25 protein-coding genes are annotated in these 22,799 nt (G+C 70.3%); 19 read left to right on the top strand and 6 right to left on the bottom strand.

Annotated features, from left to right (window positions below; translation table 11 throughout):
• Nucleotides 1-19: 19 nt before the first annotated feature.
• Together OG371_RS05870 and OG371_RS05865 are read left to right on the top strand one after the other, a co-directional pair.
• Complete coding sequence (locus tag OG371_RS05870) at nucleotides 20-832, top strand: DUF3626 domain-containing protein (RefSeq protein WP_329066328.1); 813 nt, start codon at nucleotides 20-22, stop codon at nucleotides 830-832.
• An 84-nt stretch (nucleotides 833-916) separates the two neighbouring features.
• Complete coding sequence (locus OG371_RS05865) at nucleotides 917-1,324, top strand: hypothetical protein (RefSeq protein WP_329066326.1); 408 nt, start codon at nucleotides 917-919, stop codon at nucleotides 1,322-1,324.
• A gap of 66 nt (nucleotides 1,325-1,390) precedes the next feature.
• On the opposite strand, the gene OG371_RS05860 is transcribed toward OG371_RS05865, so the two are convergent.
• A complete protein-coding gene (locus OG371_RS05860) occupies nucleotides 1,391-2,878 on the bottom strand; it encodes an alpha/beta hydrolase (RefSeq protein ID WP_329066325.1) in 1,488 nt (495 codons plus the stop codon).
• Nucleotides 2,879-3,077: 199 nt separating this feature from the next.
• Here OG371_RS05860 and OG371_RS05855 point away from each other — a divergent pair, with 199 nt between their 5' ends.
• Entirely contained in the window at nucleotides 3,078-3,242 is a 165-nt protein-coding gene (locus OG371_RS05855; RefSeq protein ID WP_329066322.1) for a hypothetical protein, read from the top strand.
• Nucleotides 3,243-3,290: 48 nt separating this feature from the next.
• On the opposite strand, the gene OG371_RS05850 is transcribed toward OG371_RS05855, so the two are convergent.
• Nucleotides 3,291-3,482 carry a hypothetical protein gene (locus OG371_RS05850; protein ID WP_329066320.1) on the bottom strand — a complete coding sequence of 64 codons (192 nt, stop codon included), beginning with the start codon at nucleotides 3,480-3,482 and terminating at the stop codon, nucleotides 3,291-3,293.
• An 86-nt stretch (nucleotides 3,483-3,568) separates the two neighbouring features.
• On the bottom strand, nucleotides 3,569-5,683 hold the full coding sequence (locus OG371_RS05845) for a DUF6351 family protein (RefSeq protein ID WP_329066318.1): 2,115 nt from the start codon (nucleotides 5,681-5,683) through the stop codon (nucleotides 3,569-3,571).
• Nucleotides 5,684-5,930: 247 nt separating this feature from the next.
• On the opposite strand from OG371_RS05845, the gene OG371_RS05840 reads away from it, so the two are divergent.
• The 14 genes from OG371_RS05840 to OG371_RS05775 all read left to right on the top strand — a co-directional run bounded on the left by OG371_RS05840 (nucleotide 5,931) and on the right by OG371_RS05775 (nucleotide 18,868).
• A complete protein-coding gene (locus OG371_RS05840; RefSeq protein WP_329066316.1) occupies nucleotides 5,931-6,734 on the top strand; it encodes an ABC transporter ATP-binding protein in 804 nt (267 codons plus the stop codon).
• The gene (locus OG371_RS05835) at nucleotides 6,727-7,434 is read left to right on the top strand and encodes an ABC transporter ATP-binding protein (RefSeq protein WP_329066314.1); all 708 of its coding nucleotides are present in this window, start codon (nucleotides 6,727-6,729) and stop codon (nucleotides 7,432-7,434) included. Before OG371_RS05840 ends, OG371_RS05835 begins: the two co-directional genes overlap by 8 nt.
• Nucleotides 7,434-8,312: a branched-chain amino acid ABC transporter permease gene (locus OG371_RS05830; protein WP_329066312.1), complete on the top strand. Its 879-nt coding sequence runs from the start codon at nucleotides 7,434-7,436 to the stop codon at nucleotides 8,310-8,312. The genes OG371_RS05835 and OG371_RS05830 overlap by 1 nt, the downstream gene beginning before the upstream one ends.
• Nucleotides 8,309-9,379 carry a branched-chain amino acid ABC transporter permease gene (locus tag OG371_RS05825; RefSeq protein ID WP_329066310.1) on the top strand — a complete coding sequence of 357 codons (1,071 nt, stop codon included), beginning with the start codon at nucleotides 8,309-8,311 and terminating at the stop codon, nucleotides 9,377-9,379. Before OG371_RS05830 ends, OG371_RS05825 begins: the two co-directional genes overlap by 4 nt.
• Nucleotides 9,380-9,381: 2 nt before the next feature.
• Entirely contained in the window at nucleotides 9,382-10,683 is a 1,302-nt protein-coding gene (locus OG371_RS05820; protein WP_329066308.1) for an ABC transporter substrate-binding protein, read from the top strand.
• Between the two features lie 23 nt (nucleotides 10,684-10,706).
• Nucleotides 10,707-11,297, top strand: coding sequence for a TetR family transcriptional regulator (locus OG371_RS05815; protein ID WP_329066307.1), 591 nt, complete (start codon nucleotides 10,707-10,709; stop codon nucleotides 11,295-11,297).
• Between the two features lie 112 nt (nucleotides 11,298-11,409).
• A complete protein-coding gene (asnB, locus tag OG371_RS05810) occupies nucleotides 11,410-13,245 on the top strand; it encodes an asparagine synthase (glutamine-hydrolyzing) (RefSeq protein ID WP_329066305.1) in 1,836 nt (611 codons plus the stop codon).
• Between the two features lie 28 nt (nucleotides 13,246-13,273).
• A complete protein-coding gene (locus OG371_RS05805) occupies nucleotides 13,274-13,750 on the top strand; it encodes a MarR family winged helix-turn-helix transcriptional regulator (protein WP_329066303.1) in 477 nt (158 codons plus the stop codon).
• Nucleotides 13,751-13,781: 31 nt separating this feature from the next.
• Complete coding sequence (locus tag OG371_RS05800; RefSeq protein ID WP_329066301.1) at nucleotides 13,782-15,581, top strand: feruloyl-CoA synthase; 1,800 nt, start codon at nucleotides 13,782-13,784, stop codon at nucleotides 15,579-15,581.
• Between the two features lie 31 nt (nucleotides 15,582-15,612).
• Nucleotides 15,613-16,095, top strand: coding sequence for a MarR family winged helix-turn-helix transcriptional regulator (locus tag OG371_RS05795; protein WP_329066300.1), 483 nt, complete (start codon nucleotides 15,613-15,615; stop codon nucleotides 16,093-16,095).
• Nucleotides 16,096-16,223: 128 nt separating this feature from the next.
• Nucleotides 16,224-17,414: an FAD-dependent monooxygenase gene (locus OG371_RS05790; protein WP_329066298.1), complete on the top strand. Its 1,191-nt coding sequence runs from the start codon at nucleotides 16,224-16,226 to the stop codon at nucleotides 17,412-17,414.
• A 41-nt stretch (nucleotides 17,415-17,455) separates the two neighbouring features.
• On the top strand, nucleotides 17,456-17,848 hold the full coding sequence (locus tag OG371_RS05785; protein ID WP_329066296.1) for a MerR family transcriptional regulator: 393 nt from the start codon (nucleotides 17,456-17,458) through the stop codon (nucleotides 17,846-17,848).
• On the top strand, nucleotides 17,845-18,156 hold the full coding sequence (trxA, locus tag OG371_RS05780; RefSeq protein WP_329066294.1) for a thioredoxin: 312 nt from the start codon (nucleotides 17,845-17,847) through the stop codon (nucleotides 18,154-18,156). Before OG371_RS05785 ends, trxA begins: the two co-directional genes overlap by 4 nt.
• Before the next feature lie 61 nt (nucleotides 18,157-18,217).
• A complete protein-coding gene (locus OG371_RS05775) occupies nucleotides 18,218-18,868 on the top strand; it encodes a DUF998 domain-containing protein (protein ID WP_329066292.1) in 651 nt (216 codons plus the stop codon).
• 61 nt (nucleotides 18,869-18,929) lie between these two features.
• On the opposite strand, the gene OG371_RS05770 is transcribed toward OG371_RS05775, so the two are convergent.
• Together OG371_RS05770 and OG371_RS05765 are read right to left on the bottom strand one after the other, a co-directional pair.
• Entirely contained in the window at nucleotides 18,930-19,550 is a 621-nt protein-coding gene (locus OG371_RS05770) for an Rv1733c family protein (RefSeq protein WP_329066290.1), read from the bottom strand.
• A 155-nt stretch (nucleotides 19,551-19,705) separates the two neighbouring features.
• Nucleotides 19,706-20,128, bottom strand: a complete 423-nt coding sequence (locus OG371_RS05765; RefSeq protein ID WP_329066288.1) for a hypothetical protein — start codon at nucleotides 20,126-20,128, stop codon at nucleotides 19,706-19,708.
• 369 nt (nucleotides 20,129-20,497) lie between these two features.
• Between OG371_RS05765 and OG371_RS05760 the strand changes: the two genes are divergently transcribed.
• Complete coding sequence (locus OG371_RS05760; protein ID WP_329066286.1) at nucleotides 20,498-21,088, top strand: GNAT family N-acetyltransferase; 591 nt, start codon at nucleotides 20,498-20,500, stop codon at nucleotides 21,086-21,088.
• The gene (locus OG371_RS05755) at nucleotides 21,021-21,542 is read left to right on the top strand and encodes a TetR/AcrR family transcriptional regulator (RefSeq protein ID WP_329066285.1); all 522 of its coding nucleotides are present in this window, start codon (nucleotides 21,021-21,023) and stop codon (nucleotides 21,540-21,542) included. Before OG371_RS05760 ends, OG371_RS05755 begins: the two co-directional genes overlap by 68 nt.
• A gap of 13 nt (nucleotides 21,543-21,555) precedes the next feature.
• Here OG371_RS05755 and OG371_RS05750 read toward each other — a convergent pair whose 3' ends face one another.
• A complete protein-coding gene (locus OG371_RS05750; RefSeq protein WP_329066283.1) occupies nucleotides 21,556-22,764 on the bottom strand; it encodes a cysteine desulfurase-like protein in 1,209 nt (402 codons plus the stop codon).
• Nucleotides 22,765-22,799: the final 35 nt, after the last annotated feature.

The raw sequence follows: 22,799 nt of genomic DNA, 5'->3' as shown, positions 1-22,799 counted from the left end.
CCGTGCTATTCCGGTCGGGGTGGACACCGAACCCTGGCAGCGGGCCTTGGCCCACGTCGCGTCGCTGAGCCACGGCCCGCCACTCGGCGAGTTCGACATCACGGTGCACTTCCACCCGGACCGTCTCGTGAACGGGGTCCCGCTGCTGCGGCACCTGGCCGACGATGGTGTGTACCGCTCGCAGTTCGAGACCGGCACCAGCAACGGCGGGCTCACGGCCTATCCGGGCGGTGACCGGTGGCACTGGGAGCACCGTCTGTTCGGCGGCGCGTACGACGACGCGCCACCATCGGCGCGCCCGAAGTACGGTTCGCTGAATTACCGGCGCCGCCCGGCGGGCGGCTCGGTGCGGTTCGGATCGGCGCATTTCCGGCTGCGCCACCCGGTCCGGCAGCGGACCAGTTTCTGTTATCCGGACAGCTTTTCGCACCCCGCCGACTTCGGCACCGCGGACCACTTCCCGTTGGTGGAGCTTGCCAGGCAGGGGGAGCCCGACATCCTGGACGACCACATCGAAGCCCACGTCCACGGTCCGCTGCGGCTCGCCGAGGACGTGGCGGAGCTGGTCCTGGACCCGTCGTTCGCCGGCACGGCGATCGAGGACGCGGCGAAGGCGACCGGCCTGCCCGTCACGTGGCATCACGGGTTCCGGCTGACCACGGACGTCCTCGTAGCGCGTGCTTCCTTCTACGGGCCGGCGCTCCTGCGGACCGGGCTGGAGATCGCGGAAGACGGGGTGATCGACGCCCGTATCGTCGGGAACGCTGCGGCTGCGTTTGATCCCCGGACCGTGAAGCAGCTTTGGCATTGTGTCGCCCGATTCGGCGCTTGACCCGGACATAGCCGACGCTTCCCGCCCTCCGCTGCCGGATCTTCACTACCCTGACCGTTCACGAAGCGAAACGGGAGGAAACGCGTGGCGGACTGGGCCGATCTGGTCGGGTACATCAGGCACGAGTACCGGGTGATTCTGGATGATCCGGACGAGATCCGGATCCGCATGTCGTTCGGCGACGACGCGGAGACGGAGGGGCGCGCGCAGGTCATGGTGATCGCCCGGGAGATCTTCGACCAGCGGGAGGACTGGGTGCAGATCGCGACCCCGTTCGCGCGGGTGGACGAGGTCGACCTGCTGTCGGTGCTCACCGAGGTCGGCAACACGCTGGTCGTCGGCGGGGTGGTGGTGATGGGCGAGCACGTGGTGCTGCGGCATTCGCTGCCGTTGATCAACCTCGACATCAACGAGTTCATCGACCCGCTGGAGCTGGTCGCAGGGTCGGCCGAACTGCTGGAGCAGCAGTTCACCGGGCGCGACGATTACTGATCCGTTCGAGACGACGCGGCCCTCCTCGCGAGTAGCAAGCGAGGAGGGCCGCGTTGTCGGTGAGCGTCAGAAGAGCGTGGTGCGCGGCATCATCGGACCGTCCATCCTGGACTGTTGGGCCTTCGGCTCCACGGCGGCGCAATGCGTCCCCTTCGGCGGCACGGTGCCGGAGATCAGGTAGTCGTCGGTCGCCTTGGTGACGCAGTCGCTGTTCTTGAAGTACGCGCCGTGGCCCCAGCCGTCGTAGGTCAGCAGGGTGGCGCCGCTCTGCCGGGCCGCGCGTTGCGCCCACTGGTACGGCGTGGCCGGGTCGTACCGGCTGTTCAGCGTGAGCAGCGGCGGGGCGCCGTGCACCGAAAGCCGGTGCTGCGGGTTGCGCACCTGGCCGGGCCAGCCGAGGCAGCTGGCGGTCGAGGTCCAGCCCAGGGGCGAGAACCGCATGTCCGGCGCCATCGCGGCGAGCGCGCGGCGGTAGGTCTCCAGCTCGCCGTAGCCGCTGACCGGCAGCTTCCAGTCGGAGCAGAAGATGCTGCCGAACGCCGACGGCACGGTGATGTCGCCGAACGCCGAGGGCTGGGCGGGCTTGCCGTCGCGCAGGTTGACCATCGTGGTGGCGAGCTGGCCCCAGGTGGGGCCGTAGAAGTTCTGGCTGACCAGGTTGACGAACGCCACCGGGTCGAGCCGGTCGTCCGGGGTGCCGAGGTCGCCGCTTTCCGCGCGGGCGTACAGCTTCGCCATCAGCGCGTGGACGTCCTGGCCGTGCAACGCGCAGCTCGCGGTCCGCCCGCACCAGGAAGCGAACTGCTCGAACAACTCCTGCGACGACACGGTCTCGGTGCTCAGGAACTCCCACGTGGTCCGCAGCGAGTGGTCCATGTTGCTGTCCAGCACCAGCGCGCGCACCCGGTCCGGGTACGTCTCGGCGTACTGCTGGCCCATCAGCGAACCGTAGGAAACGCCGTAGTACGTCAGCTTGGCCTCGCCGAGGGCGGCGCGGATGGCGTCCATGTCGCGCACGACGCTCTTGGTGTCGACGAACCCGGTGAGCGGCCCGGTGTTCTTGGCGCAGCTCGCGCCGAGTGCGCGGTTGTATGCCGTGAGCTGCTCGTACTCGCTCGCATTCTTCGGCAGTTGCGGGTCCGGGGCGGTGACCTCGGTCAGCCCGCAGCGCACCGGGTTGCTCTGCCCGACGCCACGCGGGTCGAAGCCGACGGTGTCGAACCGGCGGGTGATCTGCGGCGACAGCGACCAGCCGTCCTGCACCTCACCCGCGCCGGCCCCGCCCGGGCCGCCCGGGTCCATCAGGATCGAGCCGATCCGCGCCGACGGATCAGTCGCCCTGCGCCGGGCGAGCGCGAGCTGGATCGTGCCGTGGTCCGGGTGGTCCCAGTCGATCGGCACGGTCACCGTGCCGCAGTCGACGTCTTTCCCCGTGGGGCAAGGTTTCCACGCGATGCCGCCGTCCGGTGCGGCTCCGGCCGGCACACCGGACAGCGTCGCTGCCACCGCCGCCGCGGCCGTGGCGACGAGCGCCAGTTTCCTGCCCAGGCCCATGGGTGCCCATCCTTCCGGCGAGAATTCGACCGAGTCCGCCTGAATCTTGCCAGAAGATCACCGGACGCGTGCGGCCGTCCGGTGCGGGTAAGGGAATGCCCGGCGTAAGGGATGGGGGCGACGTGATCTTCCGATGCCCGCACCGCGCCCTCAGGAAGAACGTGGACACCGTAAGCACCGACGACCACGGGAGGAAGACATGAGAGGCGACTGGATCTTCGATCTGGTGCAGATGCAGCAGGAATACCGGTACGGGCGGCCGGAGGCGCATCGTCCGGACCCGTCCAAGGTGACCGAGGCGCGCCGCAGTCCCTGGCACTGGCAGTGGCCGTCGCCGCACCTGCCGGAGCCGAGACGGCGTTGAGTCGAGTCCTCTGTGGACAGCGTGGACGGCGTGGTCTTCGGAACGCGGTCAGGAGCCGGAGCCCTGCCGGCGCCCGGCCGCGCGGCCGATGAAGAAACCGAGGATCAGGCCCAGGATCAGCCCGATCGCGATGAAGAAGATGATGGTCGCGGCCGCGATCTTCCCGACCGTGCCCAGGAACCCCTTCGCTTCGAGGTCCTGCGCGACGGTGACCGCCTGAGCCAGCGCGTAGTGAGTCATCGGCCCAGCATCGCACCGCTGGCGCCGGACCGCAGGCCGCGGTGGGTGAGGGCCACCCCCGGCGGCGCGGGGTGGCCCTCACCGGCTCAGCGGCTGCCGTAGTCCAGCCACGTTCCGGCGGGCCGGCGCTCGCCGACGCCGGGCCGGTTGTAGTCGCAGACGCCGGACGGGAAAGCGGACCGCAGCGCCGTCTGCTCGGCCGGGGTGAACCGCACCGGGTAGGAACGGAAGTCCACCGGTTCCAGCCGGCACTTCAGCGTGTTCATCGCGGTGCCCTCGCCCGCGGCCGTCCGGGTGTTCTCGGCCACCGGGTACGCCGCGCCGCACTGGCCGCTCGACGGGTAGGTCAGCTTCTCCTGCACCCGCTGGGTCGCCGAGACGTAACAGCCGTCCGACAGATCCGCGGGCCGGTTCGCGATCACCTTCGCCGCGGCGGGGCGGTGCGAGCCGTCGCGGTCGATCGCGGTCAGCCAGCGGTCCATCGCGTCCAGTTCGTAGACGCTCGCGGCGGCCTGCTGCTCGGCCGTCGGCTGGTTCTCGATGATCACCTGGTTCGCCGCCGTCCCGTTGGCGTCCAGCAGCCGCTGTCGCAGCACGTACGACCAGTCGCTGGTGTGGATGTCGTTGCCGGTGCCCGCGAAGTCGAGGTCCGTGCGCTGGTCGATGATCGGCGTCGAGCGCAGCCCCAGCGAGGCGGAGTTGTAGATGTCGTCGCGGTAGACCGCGTCCAGTGCCTTCGGGTCCGCGGCACTGCGCTGCGGCACCGGCTTGCCGGTGTAGTCCAGCCCGCCGACCGACGCGTTGAGGTCGACGAACTGCGCCGGCGTGATCTTCCCGGCCCGCAGGGCGTCGAGGCCGTACTGCACCCCGACGTTATCCAACGGAGTGCGCACGAACCCGGTCTTCGGGTCACGGCCGATCTGGTTCACGAACTGCTCGTTCGAGTTGCAGCGCACCCCGTTCGGGTTCGTCACCGGGTTCCACCGCGCGGAGACGGGGATCGCCGCGTTGCAGCTGTCGGTGGCCGTCGCACGGTTGGCAAAGGTCAGCTCCCAGGAAACGCAGGTGTCGTAGGAGTTCCAGCCGCCGACGGCGAGCTTCTGCGCGGCGGTGAACGAAGCGCCGTTCCCGGCGAAGTAGTGGTTCAGCAGCTCACAGTCCGACACTGGCCCGAACGTGGTCATCGGGTCCGGAAAGGACACTCCGGGGATGATGCCGTCGACGATGCCGGGGTAGGCCTCGGCGATGTCGTACTGCTGGATCGCGCCGCCGGACCCGCCCCAGCCGATGGTGTGCGCGACCGGGCCGTACGTGTCGACGAAGTGCTCCTTGACCATCATCGCCGCCTCGGCCGAGATGATCGGGCTGCAGTTGTTGTCGAGCACGTTCAGGCTCGACGACGCGACCGCGTAACCCTGGGCCAGGAAGAGGTCGTTGACCACTCCGCCGGTCGTGGCGCCCTGGTGGTAGCCGGCGTTGCAGCCGCCGCCGAAGGTGTACACGAGCTTGCCGTTCCAGCCGGGGCTCGCGGTGTACGGCGACGGTGCCGCGGCGTCGGAGGTGAGCGCGGCGATCTCGTACACCGCGCGGTCGATCGTCCCGCGTTCCACCCGCACCACGTACGGCACCGGGTGACCGCCGACGGTGGCCGTCGCCAGGTCGGCCGGACGGCTCGCGGGATCGGCCAGCGGCTGGAACTTCCCAGCCGTCGTCTTGTACTGGTAGGTGACCTGCGTCGGCGCGCTGCAGAGCGGCATCGTCGCGGGCGGCAGGCCGTACGCCGTGGTCTCGCAGTAGAACGGCTGCTGCTGGCGGCCGGAGAAGACCGGCCCGGTGATCGGGTGGTTCACCACGCGCACGCTCGCGCGGCCGCCGTGGCCGGCGGTGGCGGTGACGTCGGTGCCGCCGTCGCGCAGGCCCGTGACGAGCCCGAGCAGGCTGCCGTCGGCCTGGCTGTGGAAAACGGACGTGACGTCGTGGCCGCCCGCGGTCACGCGGACCTGCCGGGCAGATCCCGGGTCCGGTGCCGTGACCCTGATCAGTACCTGGCCGCCGCTGACCAGGTCGGGCCGGGGATTGGAGACGGTGGTGATGCCCAGACGCGAGGGCGAAGCCTCGGCGGCGGTCGCCATCGAAGTGAGGAGGATCGGTACGGCCAGTGCGGCCAGCACCGCGGTGGAGCGCCAAGCACGGTTCGTCACAACGCACCTCGTTGCTCTCGGCGCCGCTCCGGCGCGACGCCACCCGCTGCCGGGTATAGCACGCGATACTTAGGTCGAACAACATTCGGTTCCCCGAGTGAACGACGTCCGGCCACCCACCTCGGCACCCGAAAAACTCGGCCTGATAACAGGTCTGGGCAAGCCAGGTTCGCCACTGTACTGTTCGTCGCGTCCGAATCGGATTCTGATTCGGCGGTTTCACTGCAACGAGGCGGTGGAGGTGAGCGTGGCCGAGGACCAAGTGCTGCTGCGCACCGAGGGGCTGTGTGTGTCCTTCGGCGGGCTCGAAGTGCTGCGGCAGGTTTCGCTCGAGGTCCGGGCGGGCTGCGTGCTGGGGGTGATCGGGCCCAACGGCGCCGGGAAGACCACCCTGTTCAACGCGATCTGCGGGTTCGTCCGGCCCGACGCCGGCCGGCTGACGTTCGCCGGCACCGAACTCGTCCGCCCGCGTCCCGAGCGGCTGACCCACCACGGAATCGCCCGCACACTTCAAGGTCTCGGCTTGTTCACCGGACTGACCGCCCTGGAGAACGTCGTCGCCGGGGCGACGCACCGCTCGCGCACCGGGCTGGTCGGCGCGCTGCTCGGGTCGCCGTGGGCGGACCGGGACGAGCGCGCGTTGGCATCCGCGGCGATGGAGGTGCTGCGGCAGCTGGGAATCGACGGCGACGCGCACCGGATCTGCGCCGGCCTGCCCTACGGGGTGCGGAAACGGGTCGCGCTCGCGCGGGCGCTCGTCAGCGAACCACGGTTGCTGTTGCTCGACGAGCCGGCGGCCGGGCTGTCGGAGGCCGAGATCGGCGAACTGGCCGAGACCGTCCGCGGCCTCGCGCCCGCGACCACCGTGATGCTCGTCGAGCACCACATGGACTTCGTCATGAACCTGTGCGATCAGCTGGTGGTGCTGGATTTCGGCGAGGTCATCGCCCGCGGCACGCCGGCCGAGGTCCGGTCCGACCCGCAGGTGCAGCGGGCCTACCTGGGCGACCCGGTGGCGGCCGTCGTGGAGGAGGACGGCGCGCATGCTTGACGTCAGCGGGCTCGTCGCCGACTACGGCGCGGTGCGGGCGCTCGACCACGTGGACCTGAACGTGACGCGCGGGTCGATCACCGCGGTGCTCGGCGCGAACGGCGCCGGGAAGACGACGTTGCTGCGCACGTTGAGCGGCCTGCACCGGCCGCGCGACGGCTCCGTGTCGCTCGACGGCAAGGACATCACCCGCCTGGCGCCTGAGGATCTGGTGCGCCTCGGCGTCGCGCACGTGCCGGAAGGACGCGGGGTGATCGCCGAGCTGACGGTGGCGGAGAACCTTCGCCTCGGCGGCCTGTGGCGGCGCGACCGTCGCTGGCTGCGCTCGGGTGCGGAGGAGATGTACGAGCTGTTCCCGCCGCTGGCGGACCGGAGAAACCAGCGCGCGGAGGAGCTTTCCGGGGGCGAGCGGCAGATGCTGGCCATCGGCCGCGCCCTGATGAGCCGCCCGGACCTGCTCCTGCTCGACGAGCCGTCGCTGGGCCTCGCCCCTCGCGTGGCGGCCCGCATCGTGGCCGTGCTGCGCACCTTGCGCGCCGAAAGCGGCCTCACCCTCCTGCTGGTGGAGCAAAACGCCGCGACGGCGCTGTCGGTCGCCGACCGCGCCGTCGTGCTGTACCTCGGCCGCAAAGTCGCCGACGACACCGCGGACATGCTGGCCGCCGACGATCGGGTGCGCCGCGCCTACCTGGAGGTGTGATGGGCCGTTTCGTGGACCTGACCCTGGCCGGGCTCACCAGTGGGGCCGTGTACGCGGCCGTCGCGCTGGCACTGGTGCTCATCTGGCGCTCGACGCGGATCGTGAACTTCGCGCAGGGCGGCATGCTGATGATCACCACGTTCATCGCCTACACGATCATCTCCCACGGCGGCTCGTACTGGCTCGCGCTGGTCGTCGCGGTGGCCGGCGGGCTGGTGCTCGGCGCGGTGGTGGAACGGGTGCTGGTGCGGCCGGTGGAAAAGAGATCGCCGCTCGACGCGGTGGTCGTCACGTTCGGCCTGCTCGTGCTGTTGCAGGGCGCGGCCGGGATGCTGTTCGGCGGCACCCCGCGCTCGTACCCGCCCGCGTTCGGCATCGCCGGGTTCCAGGCCGGCGGCAGGCAGCTTCTGTTCGCGCCCAACGACTTGTGGATCGTGCTCGTCGTGCTGGCCGTGATGGCCGCGCTGGCGCTGGTGTTCCGCAAGACCTCGCTCGGCCTGCGGATGCGGGCGACGGCGTTCGCGCCGGAAGTCGCGCGGCTGCTCGGCGTGCGCGTCGGGCGGATGCTGACGCTCGGCTGGGCGCTGGCCGCCGCGGTCGGCGCGCTCGCCGGGGTGCTGATCGCGCCGAGCACGTTCGTCAGCCCGACGGCCTTCGACGCCGTGCTGGTGTTCGGCTTCACCGCCGCGGTGATCGGCGGCCTCGACAGCCCGCCGGGCGCGGTCGTCGGCGGGCTCGCGCTCGGGATCGTGCTCAGCTACGTGGCCGGCTACCTCGGCTCGGACATCGTGACGCTGGCGTCGCTCGTTGTCCTCATCGCCGTGCTCATGGTGCGGCCACAGGGGCTTTTCGGCACCGCGAAGGGCAGGCGGGTATGACGGCACTGGCCTCCGCCGCCCCACTGCGGCTATGGCGACAGTCCACTGTGGTCCGGCATCTGACGCTGTCGGTCGTCGGCCTCGTCGTGCTCTACTTCGTCTCCACCTCGCTCGACGCGTTCGCGAACCTGCAACTGGCGCAGGTCTGCTACACCGCCATCGCGACCGCCGGCCTCACCGTTCTCTCCGGGCTGTCCGGCCAGATCTCCTTGGGCCACGGCGCTTTTGTCGCGGTCGGCGCGTACACCACGGCGTTGCTGCTGGAGCACCTCCAATGGCCGCTGGCATTGGTGTTGTTCGGGTCCGTGGTCGTCGGCGGTGCGCTCGGCTGCCTGGTGGGCGTCGCGGCCGCCCGGCTCCGCGGGCCGTATCTGGCCGGGGCGACGCTGGCGCTCGCCGTCGGACTGCCCTCGCTGGCGGACTACCACGGGCTACGCGACCTGCTCGGCGGCGCGAACGGCCTGATCGTCACTCCCGAGCCACCGCCGCTTTCGCTCGGTGAGAGTTTCCCGCTGGAACGTTGGCAGGCCTGGATTTGCGGGCTGTGCCTGGTGATCACGCTGTTCCTGCTGTCGAACCTGGCGAGCAGCCGGCTCGGCCGCGACATGCGGCTGGTGCGCGAGGACGAGCAGGCCGCCGCGCTGTCCGGCGTGCCCGTGGCGCGCACGCAGATCGTCACGTTCGGCATCAGCGCCGCGTTCGCGGGCCTGGCCGGCGGCCTGTTCGCGATCGTCAACAACCTGGCCGCGCCCGGCGCGTTCACCCTGGCCCTCTCACTGTCGCTGCTCACCGCCGCCGTGGTCGGCGGGCTCGGCTCCCTCGCCGGCGCGGTCTACGGCGCGGTCATCGTCACCCTGCTGCCGAACTGGACCGCCGACCTGGCGCAGCAGGCGAATCTGCCACGGGCGATCTACGCGAACATCCCGCTGGTCCTCTACGGGCTGGTGCTGATCGTGGTGATCGTCGTGTTCCCCGGTGGCATCCAGTCCGGGGTGCGCAAGCTCGGCGCGCTGCTGCTGCGGCGCGCCCGCCCCGACCGTCCACAAGAGAGCCGTCAGGAGACATGAAGATGACCGTACGCCGACACATTTCCGTCGCGGTCGCCCTGACCGCGACGGTCGCATTGGCCGCCGCCTGCGCTTCGCGCAGTGATTCGGCCGGGGCCACGCCCGGGGTCACCGCCGACACCGTGACCATCGGCTCCACCATCCCCCTCACCGGCACCGCCGCGCCGGGCTACAGCGAGCAGGGCCCGGCCGCGAAGGCGTTTTTCGACTACGTCAATGCCAATGGCGGCGTCAACGGCCGCAAGATCACCCTGAAATACCTCGACGACGCCTACAACCCGGCCCAGACCGTCACCCTCACCAAGCAGCTGGTGCTGCAGGACAAGGTGTTCGCGATCGTCGGCTCGCTGGGCACGCCGACGCACACCAAGGTCGTCGACTTCCTGAACTCCTCGCGGGTGCCGGACCTGTTCGTCGCGTCCGGCTGCACCTGCTGGGACCAGCCGAAGGCGCACCCTTACACGTTCGGCTGGCAGCCGGACTACACCGTCGAAGGCAAGATCCTCGGCGACTACGTGAAGAAGAACTTCGCCGGCAAGAAGGTCGCTTATTTCTACCAGGACGACGACTTCGGCCACGACGGCATGAAGGGCCTCGACAAGTACATCGACCAGAGTTCGGTCGTCTCGCGCCAGCCGTACCAGCCGGGAAACACCGACGTGGCCGCGCAGGTTTCGGCGATCGCGGCGTCGAAGGCGGACGTTGTCGTGCTGGAGGCGATCCCGGCGTACACCGCGCTGTTCAAGCTGACCTCGCTGAAGCTCGGCTACTCGCCGACGCTGGTGGCCTCCAGCGTGGGCGCCGACCCGATCACGGTTTCCGGGCTGCTGGAGAACTTCGCGAAGCAGGCGGGCTCGTCGGTGAAGGGCCAGGACCTGATCGAAGGCCTGGTCACCTCGGCGTACCTGCCCGCGCTCGACGACACGAGCAACTCGTGGACCGCGCTGTTCAAGAAGATCCACGACCAGTACATCCCGAACGTGCCCTTTGACGGCAATGTCTACTACGCGATGTCCTACGCCTACACGTTCACCCAGGCGCTGGCGCGGGCCGGGAAGAACCCGACGCGCCAGGGCGTCATCGACGCGCTGGAAAAGGGTGGGCTGACCGGGTCGGGGCTGGTCCCGTTCCGCTACGGCAAGGACTCGCACGCCGGGTACACCGGCGGTCAGATCGCGATGGTGAAGGCCGGCAAGCAGGTCTCCGCGGGCACCCCGCTCGTCACCGATGACGGAGACGGCGCCGTGACCCCCTACACGCAGCCCCAGCCGCAGGCCCCGGCCAACGGCATCCCGGCCGGTTGAGACGCGTCCGGCACAATCGCGTCATGACGGAGGCGACAGGGAGCAAGCGGGCGCAGGCAACCCGGGCGGCGCTGCTCTTGGCGGCCGGTGAGGTGTTCATCGCCGCCGGCTACGAGCGGGCGAGCATGGCCGCGATCGCCGAACGGGCCGGCGCGAGTATCGGCAGCCTGTATCACCACTTCGCCGCGAAGTCCGATTTGTACATCACCGTTTACAACGAGTACAACCGCCGCCAGCAGCACCGGTCGGCCAAGGCGTTCCGGACGGCGCTGGCGGCGGGCGAGGAGGACGCGCTGCGGCTGTACATCGCCGGGGCGCGGGCCTACCTCGAGGGCTGCTGGCAGGAGCGGAAGCTGGCCCGGCTGTTTCTTTCGGGAAACGGCCCGGCCGGCTTCGGCCTGCTTTCCCGCGAGCGGTTCCGCGAGTGGCTCACGGCCAACGCGACCCTGGTCAACGGCCACACCCGGCCGCTGTCGGACATGCTGGTGCTCTCGCTGACCGCCATGTCCACCGAGGCCGGCCGCGAGGTGGCCGACGCGCCGTCGAAGGCCGAGGCGACCCGGATGATCGACGAAGTGCTGGAGCTGATGGGTCGGCTGTACCCGTCTTCGTGACGCCCTGATGTGACTCAGGACACCCACTCGCGGGGTGGCGAAGCTCGTCCGCAAGATAGTTTCATTCCCTATGAATGTTTCTCGGTGACGCGACGGACAACGGGGTGCGGGCATGTGCGGGATCACGGGATGGGTGGACTTCGGCCGGGACCTGACGGCTGAGCGGGAGACGGTCGAGGCGATGACCGCGACCATGGCCTGCCGGGGGCCGGACGCGGCCGGGCTGTGGGCGGCCGGGCCGGTGGCGTTCGGCCACCGCCGGCTGGCCGTCATCGATCTGGAGCTGGGCACCCAGCCGATGACCGCCGAGGCGGGCGGGACCGTCGCGCTCACCTACAGCGGCGAGGTCTACAACTTCGCCGAATTACGCGCGGAGCTGACCCGGCGCGGGCACCGGTTCACCACGGCCAGTGACACCGAGGTGGTCCTGCGCGGCTACCTCGAGTGGGGCGCCGGCCTGGCCGAGCGGCTCAACGGCATGTACGCCTTCGCGATCTGGGATTCCCGCGAGGAGTGCCTGCTGCTCGTGCGCGACCGGATGGGCATCAAGCCGCTCTACTACTTCCCGCACGGCGAAGGGCTGCTGTTCGGCTCCGAGCCGAAGGCGATCCTCGAGCACCCCGGCGTCCGGCCGGTGATCGAGGCGGACGGCCTGCGTGAGCTGCTGTCGTTCACCAAGAACCCCGGCAACGCGGTGTGGGCAGGCATGCGGGAGGTCGAGCCCGGCACTGTCGTCACGCTGGACCGCCAAGGCCTGCACACGCATCGATACTGGCGGCTGGAGCCGGGTGAGCACGCCGACGACGTCAGCGTGACCGTGGAACGCGTGCGCGAACTGCTCGACGACATCGTGCGCCGCCAGCTCGTCGCCGATGTGCCGCGTTGTGTGCTGCTTTCCGGCGGCCTCGACTCCAGCGTGCTCACCGCGCTGGCCGCGCGGCAGCTGGCCGATCAGGACGAGCAGGTGCGCAGCTTCGCCGTCGACTTCGCCGGGCACACCGAGCGCTTCGTAGCCGACCAGTCGCGGTCCACCCCGGACGCGCCGTACGTCCGCGACGTCCACGAGCACGTCGGCTCCCTGCACCAGGACATCGTGCTCGACTCGGGTGACCTCGCCGACCCGGCGGTGCGCCGCGCCGTGGTGGCCGCGCGCGACCTGCCGTCCGGGCTGGGCGATCTCGACAACTCGCTCTTGCTGCTGTTCCGGGCGATCCGTGAGCGGTCCACCGTGGCGCTTTCGGGCGAGTCGGCGGACGAGGTGTTCGGCGGTTACGCGTGGTTCCACGATCCCGTGGTGCAGCAGGCCGACACGTTCCCGTGGCTGGCGCGCCGGCTCGGCGCGGGCGGACGGCCTGGCGGGGGACTGTTCGACGGCCACCTGATGTCCACATTGGACCTCGGTGGGCACATCCGCGACTCCTACGCCACCGCCGTCGCCGAAGCCGGGACGCTCGCGGGCGAGAGCGAGCACGAACGCCGCATGCGCGTGATCAGCTACCTGCACCTGACGCGGTTCGTGCGGGTCCTGCTCGACCGCAAGGACCGGCTCAGCATGGCAGTGGGCCTGGAGGTGCGCGTGCCGTTCTGCGACCACCGGCTGGTGGAGTACGTCTACCGCACGCCGTGGGCGATGAAGACGTTCGACGGCCGCGAGAAGAGCCTGTTGCGGGCCGCGGCTCGTGATGTCCTGCCGGTCTCGGTGGCGGAGCGGGTGAAGAGCCCGTATCCGTCCACGCAGGATCCGAAGTACGTCGAAGCACTGCGCGACCAGGTCGAGGACGTGCTGGCGAACCGCGCGCACCCGGTGTTCGACCTGGTCGACCACCGGTCGTTGAAGGGGCTGCTGGCGGCCGGTGACACGGCCTTGCCGCTGCGCCCGCTCCTCGAGCGGGTGCTGAACTTCGCGACCTGGTTCGATCTGTACTCACCGGAGCTGCGCATCCGGTGACGTCAGCCGGGTGAGGGAAGGAGCGGACATGGTGCGCGAGCCGCGGGATGCCGACGCCGACGAGGCGTTCCAGTTCGTGTTGTCGCTGCACCGGCTGCTGCGGGAGCTGCGCCGGGCCGCGCCGCCGGACGGCCTGCCCCGTACCCAGCTCCTGGTGCTGGCCAAGCTGTCGCGCTCCGGGCCGTTGCGGGTCGGCGCGCTCGCCGAGGAGGTCGGCTGCTCCCAGCCGACCGCGACGAAGGTCGTGCACGCCATGGAAGAGACCGGCCTGGTGGCGCGCGGGACGGACGCGGACGACCGGCGCGTGAGCTACGTCCACCTCACCCAGCCGGGACGGCGGCGGCTGCGCGCGGTGGTCCGCGACGAATCCGAGGCATTGGTCGAGCGGCTGGGCGAGCTCGACCAGGACGAAGTGGAGCTGCTGCTCAAGGCCGGCGCCGTGATGCGCCGGCTGGTCGAGCCTGAACCGGCTGACGTTCGACAAATTTCCCGCGAGGCGCAATAGTTATGTGAGGGGCCCTCGCGGAGGAGGCCGGATGTTCGCTGTGCCCGACATCGAGCGCGAGGACCGGCCGGACGGGAGCGTGGTCTTCCGCTCCCGGACGCCGCTGGGCCCGTACCCGAGGAGCGTCGCCGCCACGCTGCGCGAGTGGGCGGCCCTCGACCCGGACTACCCGCTGGTGGCCGAGCGCGCCGGAGACGGCTGGGCGACGTTGAGCTACGGCGAGGTCCGCCGCCGTGCCGACGCCGTCGGCCAGGCCCTGCTCGACCGCGGGCTCGGCCCGGCCTCGCCGTTGATGATCCTTTCCGGCAATTCCGCGGCCCACCTCGTGCTCACTCTCGGCGCGCTGACGGCGGGCGTCCCAGTGGCGCCGATCAGCGCGGCGTACTCCCTGCTCAGCGCTGACCATGCGCGTATCCGCGAGATCACCGCACTGTTGCGGCCGGGGCTGGTGTTCGCAGAGGAAGGCGGCCCGTTCGCGGCCGCACTCGCCGCGGTGTCGCCCAGCACGGTGGTCGTCGCGCGTGATCCCGTGCCCGGTGCCGAACTGCTCGACGACCTGCTCGCGACGGAGCCGGGGCCCGGTCTTGAAGCCGCGTCCGCCGGAGTCGGGCCGGACACGCTGGCGAAGGTGCTTTTCACGTCCGGCTCAACCGGAACGCCCAAGGGCGTGCTGAACACCCACCGCATGCTGTGCTCCAACCAGCAAGCGATCAGCCAGGTCTGGCCGCTTCTGGCCGAAGAGCGGCCGGTGCTCGTCGACTGGCTGCCATGGAGCCACACGTTCGGCGGCAACCACAACGTCGGCCTGGTGCTACGGAGCGGCGGCACGCTGTACGTCGACGACGGCAAGCCCGCGCCGCACCTGTTCGCCCGGAGTGTGGAGAACCTGCGCTCCGCGCCGCCGACGCTCTACTTCAATGTGCCCGCCGGCTATGCCCAGCTCGTGCCCGTGCTGGAGCAGGACGCCGAGTTCGCCCGGGTCTTCTTCTCCCGCGTGTGGCTCCTGTTCAATGCCGCGGCCGCGCTCCCCGCCGCGTTGCGCGAACGGCTCGCGGCGGTCGCGCGCGCCACCACCGGCCGGGACGTCGCGCTCACAGGCTCGTGGGGTGCCACCGAAACTGCGCCCTGCGTGACTAGCGCGCACTACGCGTTCGAGGACGCGCGGTGCATCGGCGTCCCGCTCCCGGGGCTGGAGGTAAAGCTCGCGCCCGTCGGCGATGCGCGAGAGATCCGGGTACGGGGTGCCGCCGTGACACCCGGCTATCTGGGCCGCCCGGAAGCGACCGCAGCCGCGTTCGATAGTGACGGTTTTTATCGCCCCGGCGACGCCGCATTGCCGGTCGATCCGGCGGACCCGAACGCGGGGCTGCTGTTCGGTGGCCGGATCGCGGAGGACTTCAAGCTCGGCACTGGCACTTTCGTCCGCGTCGGCGCGCTGCGGACGGCGCTGCTTTCGGCCGTCCGCGTGCTCTCGGACGCGGTGATCGCGGGGGAGGACCGCGCGCACGTGGGCGCGCTGGCTTGGCTCAACCAAGCCGAAGCGCGGGCTTTGTCGATCGCCGAACCCACGGTCGTCGACGGCTGCCTGGTCCACCCCGAGCTGGCCGAGCACCTCGCGAAGTTGCTCGCCGCGCTCAACGCCACCGCGGGCTCTGCCGGACGCGTCGAGCGGCTCGTGCTGCTCGCCGAACCGCCGGATCTCGATGCCGGCGAAATCACGGACAAGGGGTACGTCAACCAGCGCCAGGTGCTGCGGCGGCGCGCCGGGATCGTCGAACGGCTCTACGCCGCCGATCCCGGCCCGGGGGTGATCCTCGCCGCGAGACCGTGATGATGTGTCAACAATTTTGTAGGATCGAGGGATGGCAGACGCGCGATGGCTCGATGAGCGGGAGGCGCACGTCTGGCGGTCCTATCAACGGCTCCTCCGGGACTTCGGCGGCGCGGTGGACCGGCAGCTGGAACGGGACGCGGGCCTGTCCGGCGCCGACTACGCCCTGCTCGTGCCGCTGTCCGAAGCTCCCGATGAAGTGCTGCGGATGCGCGACCTCGGCACCCAGGTCGACTGGGACCGCAGCCGGCTCTCGCATCACGTGAGCCGGATGGAGAAGCGCGGACTGGTCTCACGCGAGGACTGCCCGGACGACGCGCGCGGCTCGATGGTGCGGCTGACGGCGACCGGGCGCGGCGCGATCGAGGCCGCCGCGCCCCAGCACGTGGAAACGGTGCGGCGGTACTTCTTCGACCCGCTTTCCGGCGACGAGCTGGAAGTGCTCGGCCGGGCCTTCGACCGGATGCTGGCGCGGCTCGACGAGGACGCCGAGGGCGATCCCTGCACCCGCTGACTCGTGAACACTCGTTTCACTGACCGCTGACGGTCCCTCGCGGGGCCGTCAGCGTCTCGTGCGGGCGTGGTCAGCGCCCCGCCGCAGTCTTGCGTCATCACCAACCGAACCCGAGAAGGGGATCAGCGATGACCAGCAAGACCGTCCTCGTTTCCGGCGCCAGCGTGGCTGGGCCGTCCGCCGCCTACTGGCTGCACCAGCACGGCTACTCGGTGACCGTCGTCGAGACGGCGCCGGCCCTGCGGCCCGGCGGCCAGGCCGTCGACTTCCGCGGCGAGCAGATGAAGCTGCTGGGCGCCATGGGGATCGCCGACGAGGTCCGCGAGCGGGAGACCGCGATGGGCGACCAGGTCGTGCTCGACCAGGCCGGGCAACCGGCGTTCACCGTGCCGTCCCGGTTCATCAGCGGCGAGGTCGAGGTACTGCGCGGCGACCTCGCCCGCATCCTCTACGACCGCACCAAGGACTACACCGAGTACGTCTTCGGCGACCGCGTCACCGCGCTCACCGAGACGGCCGACGGGGTGCAGGTGACGTTCCGCCATGGCGCGCCGCGTGAGTTCGACCTGGTGGTGGGCGCCGACGGCATCCACTCCGGCGTCCGCGCGGTGGCGTTCGGCCCGGAGGCGTCGTTCCGCCAGGGCCTCGGTTACCACGTCGCGGGCTTCACCGCGCCCAACCACCTCGGCCTCGACCACAGCGGCCTCATCTACAGCGAACCCGGCCGCAGCGCGATGATCGCCAGCAACCGCGAGCCGGAAACGGTCACCGTCGGCCTGTACTTCCGCGGTGACCCGGGTGGTTACGGCCGCCCGGACTTGGCGCGGCAGAAGGAAATCCTGGCCGACGTCTACGCGGGCGCGGGCTGGGAGATCCCCCGGCTGATGCGCGCGATGCCGGAGGCGGACGACCTGTACTTCGACACCGTCGGGCAGATCCGGCTCGACCGGTGGTCGACCGGGCGCGTGGTGCTGCTCGGCGACGCCGCGTGGTGCGCGGGCCCCGGCGGCTCCGGCACCGGGCTGGCGATGATGGGCGCGCAGATCCTCGCGGGCGAGCTCGCCGCGGCGGACGGCGACCACGTGACCGCGTTCGCGCGCTATGAACAGCGGCTGCGCAAGCCCGCGCACGTCGGGCACAAGAACAGCGCCGGTTCGGCCAACTTCCTCGTGCCGGCCACACAGAAGGGGATCCACACCCGCAACCGCGGTTACAAGATGATGGGCAACGCGCTGTTCGGCAAGCTGTGGGACTACATGGGCTCCCGCGCCGCGAACGCGGTCGAGTACCGCGAGTACCCCCGCCGGGTCGCGAGCTGAGAAGTTGCCTTCACGCGAGCGTCAAGGTTTAGCGTCAGGGCATGCGGATCGGCGAGTTCGCCCAGCGGGCGGGGACCACACCACGGGCGCTGCGCTTCTACGAGGCGCAGGGGCTGATGCCGGCGGAGCGCTCGGCGAACGGGTACCGGGAGTACGGCGAGGACGACCTGCGTCTGGTCAGCGAGATCCAGACCCTGCGCACGGTCGGGTTCAGCCTCGACGACACCCGTTCGTTCGTCGAGTGCCTGCGCACCGGCCACGAAACCGGCGATTCCTGCGCCGAGTCGGTCGAGGTCTACCGCCGCAAGCTCGAAGAGGTCGAGGCCTGCCTGCGCGACCTCGGCGCCGTGCGGGCCACGTTGATGGACAAGCTCGCCGAGGCCACCGCCCGTACCGGGACCTGTGTCGTCCCGGCTGAGGAAGGACTCCGATGACCACTGACGCCACGTTCGCCGCCGAGGTGCTGGAGCACGACCAGCCGGTGCTGGTCGACTTCTGGGCCACCTGGTGCCCGCCGTGCCGGATGATCGCGCCGGTGCTGGCGGCGATCGCCGAGGAGCGCGCCGGCTCGCTGACCGTGCGCGAGGTGAACACCGACGAGAACCCCGAGACCGCGCGGGCCTACCAGGTGATGTCGCTGCCCACGTTGATGCTCTTCCGCGGCGGCAAGCCGGTGCGCGCGTTCGTCGGCGCCCGCCCGAAGGCCAAGCTGCTCGCGGAACTGGACGACGCCCTCAGGTGAGCCCGGTGCCGAGCCGATAACTTAGGGCAAGGCAGCGTCGGACCCCGGGGAGGCCCCACCCATGAACACACTCGTCCGCTCGTACCTCTTCCTCCGCCGCGCGATCGGGGTGCTGGGCTTCGCCCTGCCGATCGTCGTGATCGTGGGCAAGGAGATCCTGCAAGGAGGTGGCCTGCTCGGCTCGTTGAGCGGCTACTACTACAGCGACATGCGCAACGTCTTCGTCGGCATCCTGTGCGCGATCGGCGTGTTCCTGATTTCCTATCGCGGTTACGGCCGGATCGACGACATCGCGGCCGACATCGCGGCGGTGGCGGGCATCGGCGTCGCGCTGTTCCCCACCAGCCCTTCGTCGCCGACCACGACGGAGCACGTGATCGGCGTGGCGCACCTGGTCTTCGCGGCGGTGTTCTTCCTGACGCTGGCCTTCTTCTGCCTGTTCCTGTTCACGAAGTCGGACGGTTCCGTTGTCACGCCGAGGAAAAAGGCACGCAATGTGCTGTACCGCGTGTGCGGGGTGGTGATGCTGGCCAGCCTGGTCCTGATCGTGCTCGTCGGCCTCTTCTTCAACACCGCCACGGCGTCACTGCATCCGACGGTCTGGCTGGAGTCGCTGGCGATCTTCGCGTTCGCGTTGGCCTGGCTGGTCAAGGGTGAAACCCTGCTGGCCGACGCTCCGCAACAGCGGGCAGACGTGCCTCAGCCCGTCTGAGCCGCAAGCCGTGGCTGTCCTTCGACGAGGGGCAGCCACGCCGCCGGTTGTCCACAGTGGACTAGCGCACGGCTTCCGGGCCGGCGAACTGCTGCCACTCGGCCGCCCACCGGGCCGCGCGCTGACGGTCCAGCACCCGGCGGGCCACCCAGTACGCGGCGGCCAGCAGGGCGATCACGCACAACCAGGCGAAAGCGCCCACGAGCACGCCGTTGGTCACGGCGTCGGAGTGGGTCAGCGGCGCGGTGGTCTGCTTGCCCTTGTGGTCCAGCCAGATCGGGGTCTGCGTGCCGACGGTCGCGTCCCCGGCGGGCACGGTGACCACGCCGGTGCGCGGCGAACCGTTGGGCAGTCGCCAGCCGGCGGTGACGCGCGAGTTCTGCGTGATGGGCGCGCCGTCGCCGACGGTCGCGGCCTGCGGTGCGGTCTTCAGCACGGTCGCGGTGACCTCGTGCCGGGTGCGGGCCTGTGCGTCGGAGGCCGCCGTCTCCATCGCCACGTCGGCCTGGCCCAGTGCCAGCACCAGCGGGACTGCCAGCAGCGCGAGCACGATCGTCACGGCGAGGAACACCCCCTCGAGTCGATCGGACCGCCGGACGAGCGGATTGCGGGCGGCCCCGAGCCGCCGGAGCAGTCGTGTGCAGGGATGGGGCGGTTTGCCGCCCCGGGCCTTGTTCCGCATGCCTCCCATGCTCCTCTGACGTGTTCGCGAGCGCTGTGTCCGGCGCAACTTTTTGCCTGAATTTAGGGAGAAACCGGTGTGTTTCTCAGCACCCTTCGGGCGTGGCGTGACACTTGTGGGTGAACGCGGTCACCGCAGGTCAGGTGTGCCGGTGCTCAGTCGACCAGTCGGAGGGTAGTGGTCGGGCTGTACGACTTGCGGCGGCCGAGGCCGTGCTCCGCGACGATGCTCAACTGGATCGAGCGGTCGGCGGGAGCCCAGTAGCCGGTGCGCACGAAATAGCCGTCCATCGAGCAGAGGCGGTTCGCGGTCTTGCGGGAGCTGATCGTCTCCCAGCCCCATTGCCGCCCGCTCGCCTCGACGCCGTTGCGCCGGACGTACAGCCGCGGATTCCCGATTTCGCGGCAGTACGTGCTGCCTTCGGAGATGTAGAGCACGCCGTCGACTTTGTAGAAGCGCTTGCCGTCGAGCAGACTCACCTGCCCGGAGAGGGTGAAGCGGACGCGACCGCCTTCATGGCCGTCCATCGTCCACTCGATGCAGAATTCCTTTGTCGGAACCTCGAGCGACTGGGTCATGGCCTTTCCCCTTTGCTGACCGAGCTGGAGAGTCCATTGAAAGATAGGGATAAAACCGGGTCCGGGGAGGTTTTGGGAACGGTTTTCACCCGATGAGGCCTACGCGGGAACTGATGATGACCGACGCATGAATTCCGGCGTTTTTTAGCGCCTACGGGTGATGGCGGACACGGCACGTGAATACAAATAACCTCCCAGGGGTGGCGCGCCACCGTTTTGGCGGGGCGCCGCCGGTTCGTGGGGCCCCGCCGTGTCGCCTGCGTGAGCAACATTATGACACTCGTCATAGTGAGTCGATCGGCAGTGCCGTGCTAGACCTGGACTATGACAACTGTCATAACGGTGGCCGGGCCGGCCACGGACGACGAGGTGACCAGCCTGGTCCGGGCGTGCTCGCCGGAGAGCCTCCGGCTCCGCTTCATGCTCGGCGGGCCGCCGGACGCGGAGCGGATCCTGCTGCTGTACCGGGGTTACCTGCAGGCTGGGACGGCGCTGGTCGCCAAGGTGGGCAACGTCCCGATCGGCCTGCTGAACCTGGTCCCGGACGACGTGTGCCGCGCCGATCTCGGCATTCTGGTGGCGGACGCGTGGCACCGGCGGGGCGTCGCGAGCACGCTGATCCGCCACGCCTGGCGGGAGGCCCGCTGGCTGGGCTGGACGGTGCACGCGACCGTGCAGGAGGGCAACGCGCCCGCGGAGGGATTGCTGCGCCGTCACGGGTTCCGCCTGGTCCCGGTGTTCGAGCGCGGCGAGCGCGACTTCGAGCTGGTCGTGACGGCTAGCCTGGCGAATGTGGTGAAGGAGGTCGTTGATGGCGGAGAGGCCGGCCAGGGAGCGGATGGTGTTCAGCGCCGCGCAGCTGCTGAGGACGCAGGGGGTCGGCGGCACCGGCATGCGGGACGTGGTCGCGCACGCGGGTGCGCCGCGGGGCTCGCTCCAGCACTACTTCCCCCGGGGTAAGGACCAGCTCCTCGCCGAGGCCGTCGCCTGGGCGGGCGGGTACGCCGCGCGCCGCGTGCATCGCGGCCTCGAGTCCCTCGACGAGCCGACGCCGGGCGGCCTGTTCGCCGCGATGGCGGCCCAATGGCGTGAGGAACTGGTCGAACGTGATTACGACGGTGGCTGCCCGCTGGTCGCCACGGTCGCCGACGCGGCCGCGGTCAACGAGTCCCTGCGCGAAGCCGTCAGCTCGGCCTTCACCGGCTGGCAGCGCCCGGTCGAAGAGGCGCTGTCGCAGCTGGGAGTTCCGCCGGCGCGCACGGCTTCGCTGGCGGTGTTGATGATCAGCGCGCTCGAAGGCGCCATCGTGCTGGCCCGCGCCCATCAGGACGTGGGCCCGCTCGATGTGGTGGTGGAGGAGTTGCGGCCCCTGCTGGACGGCGCGGTGGACAAGCGGCGCCGTCGGTCCGCCTGAAATCACCTGCCCGTCACAGGGCGGCCACCGCGCTGATCAGCCGGTCCACCTCCGCGGCGGTGGTGTACGGCGCGATGCCCGCGCGGACTGCGCCGGTGTCGCCGAGGCCAAGGTGTCGCGAGCATTCGATGGCGTAGAAGGTCGCGGCCGGCGCGTTGATTCCGTGGCTTGCGAGGTGCTCGTACACGTCCTTCGGAGTGAAGCCCTCGACGGTGAACAGCACCGTCGGCGTACGGCGGCGGTCCGGAGAGCCGTATCGCACCACTCGGGGCAGCTCGGCCAGGCCGGCGTCGAGGCGTTCGCGCAGGGCTTCCTCGTGCGCCTCCAGCTCGGCCATCGACGTCAGCAGACGCTCTCGGCGGCTGCCCGCTGAAGGCACGAGGCCGGCGAGGAAGTCGATCGCCGCGGTGGCGCCCGCGAGCAGTTCATAGGGGAGGGTGCCGAGTTCGAATCGCTCGGGCACGGCGTCGCTGGAGGGCACCAGCTTGTCCGGCCGCAGCGTCTCCAGCAGCTCCGGGGCCGCGGCCAGCAGGCCGAGGTGCGGACCGAGGAACTTGTACGACGAGCACGCGTAGAAGTCCGCGCCCAGCGCGCTGACGTCTACCGGCGAATGCGGCGTGAGGTGGACGCCGTCGACGTAGCTCAGCGCGCCCGCTTCACGCGCTTTCGCCGTGATGGCGGGGATGTCCGGGCGGGTGCCGAGCAGGTTGGACGCGGCCGTCACGGCCACCAGCCGCGTCTTCGCGGAAAGCAGCGAGGACACCGCTTCGACGGGCAGCTCACCCGTCGCCGGGTCGAAGTCGGCCCAGCGCACGGTGACCCCGCGCGCCTCGGCGGCCTGGATCCACGGCCGGATGTTCGCGTCGTGGTCGAGGCGGGTGACCACGACCTCGTCGCCGTCGCGCCAGTCCTTCGCGATGGCACGCGAGAAGTCGTAGGTCACCTGAGTCATGCTGCGCCCGACGACAACGCCCTCGGGCTGGGCGGCCAGCAGGTCGGCCACCGCTTGACGGGCGTCGCGGACGAGGCCGTCGGCGCGGCGCTCCGCGGGGGTGATCGTGCCCCGGTTGGAGATCGCGGAGCAGAGGGTGGCCGCGACGGCCTCGCCCACCACGTCCGGTACTTGGGACCCGCCGGGCCCGTCGAAGTGGGCGGCGCCCTCGTCCAGTGCGGGGAAGTGCTTGCGGATCGCGTTCACGTCGTAGGCCACGTCGCCCAGCATGCCGCAGATCGGCCGCTTGGCAAGGTGAGACGACC

It is taken from the genome of Amycolatopsis sp. NBC_01480 (assembly GCF_036227205.1).
Classification (GTDB): Bacteria; Actinomycetota; Actinomycetes; order Mycobacteriales; family Pseudonocardiaceae; genus Amycolatopsis.
Note: the sequence above shows the minus strand (reverse complement) of the source record. Positions and strands in the feature narration are given on the sequence as shown.

Excerpts from the sequence above, each read along its gene's own strand:
- asnB (WP_329066305.1), top strand. The coding sequence starts at position 11,410 with ATGTGCGGGATCACGGGATGGGTGGACTTCGGCCGGGACCTGACGGCT.
- OG371_RS05825 (WP_329066310.1), top strand. The coding sequence starts at position 8,309 with ATGACGGCACTGGCCTCCGCCGCCCCACTGCGGCTATGGCGACAGTCC.
- OG371_RS05835 (WP_329066314.1), top strand. The coding sequence starts at position 6,727 with ATGCTTGACGTCAGCGGGCTCGTCGCCGACTACGGCGCGGTGCGGGCG.
- OG371_RS05830 (WP_329066312.1), top strand. The coding sequence starts at position 7,434 with ATGGGCCGTTTCGTGGACCTGACCCTGGCCGGGCTCACCAGTGGGGCC.
- OG371_RS05775 (WP_329066292.1), top strand. The coding sequence starts at position 18,218 with ATGAACACACTCGTCCGCTCGTACCTCTTCCTCCGCCGCGCGATCGGG.
- OG371_RS05815 (WP_329066307.1), top strand. The coding sequence starts at position 10,707 with ATGACGGAGGCGACAGGGAGCAAGCGGGCGCAGGCAACCCGGGCGGCG.
- OG371_RS05795 (WP_329066300.1), top strand. The coding sequence starts at position 15,613 with ATGGCAGACGCGCGATGGCTCGATGAGCGGGAGGCGCACGTCTGGCGG.
- OG371_RS05790 (WP_329066298.1), top strand. The coding sequence starts at position 16,224 with ATGACCAGCAAGACCGTCCTCGTTTCCGGCGCCAGCGTGGCTGGGCCG.
- OG371_RS05765 (WP_329066288.1), bottom strand. The coding sequence starts at position 20,128 with ATGACCCAGTCGCTCGAGGTTCCGACAAAGGAATTCTGCATCGAGTGG.
- OG371_RS05805 (WP_329066303.1), top strand. The coding sequence starts at position 13,274 with ATGGTGCGCGAGCCGCGGGATGCCGACGCCGACGAGGCGTTCCAGTTC.
- trxA (WP_329066294.1), top strand. The coding sequence starts at position 17,845 with ATGACCACTGACGCCACGTTCGCCGCCGAGGTGCTGGAGCACGACCAG.
- OG371_RS05770 (WP_329066290.1), bottom strand. The coding sequence starts at position 19,550 with ATGCGGAACAAGGCCCGGGGCGGCAAACCGCCCCATCCCTGCACACGA.
- OG371_RS05800 (WP_329066301.1), top strand. The coding sequence starts at position 13,782 with ATGTTCGCTGTGCCCGACATCGAGCGCGAGGACCGGCCGGACGGGAGC.
- OG371_RS05820 (WP_329066308.1), top strand. The coding sequence starts at position 9,382 with ATGACCGTACGCCGACACATTTCCGTCGCGGTCGCCCTGACCGCGACG.
- OG371_RS05860 (WP_329066325.1), bottom strand. The coding sequence starts at position 2,878 with ATGGGCCTGGGCAGGAAACTGGCGCTCGTCGCCACGGCCGCGGCGGCG.
- OG371_RS05755 (WP_329066285.1), top strand. The coding sequence starts at position 21,021 with ATGCGGGACGTGGTCGCGCACGCGGGTGCGCCGCGGGGCTCGCTCCAG.
- OG371_RS05855 (WP_329066322.1), top strand. The coding sequence starts at position 3,078 with ATGAGAGGCGACTGGATCTTCGATCTGGTGCAGATGCAGCAGGAATAC.
- OG371_RS05850 (WP_329066320.1), bottom strand. The coding sequence starts at position 3,482 with ATGACTCACTACGCGCTGGCTCAGGCGGTCACCGTCGCGCAGGACCTC.
- OG371_RS05785 (WP_329066296.1), top strand. The coding sequence starts at position 17,456 with ATGCGGATCGGCGAGTTCGCCCAGCGGGCGGGGACCACACCACGGGCG.
- OG371_RS05750 (WP_329066283.1), bottom strand. The coding sequence starts at position 22,764 with ATGCTGGGCGACGTGGCCTACGACGTGAACGCGATCCGCAAGCACTTC.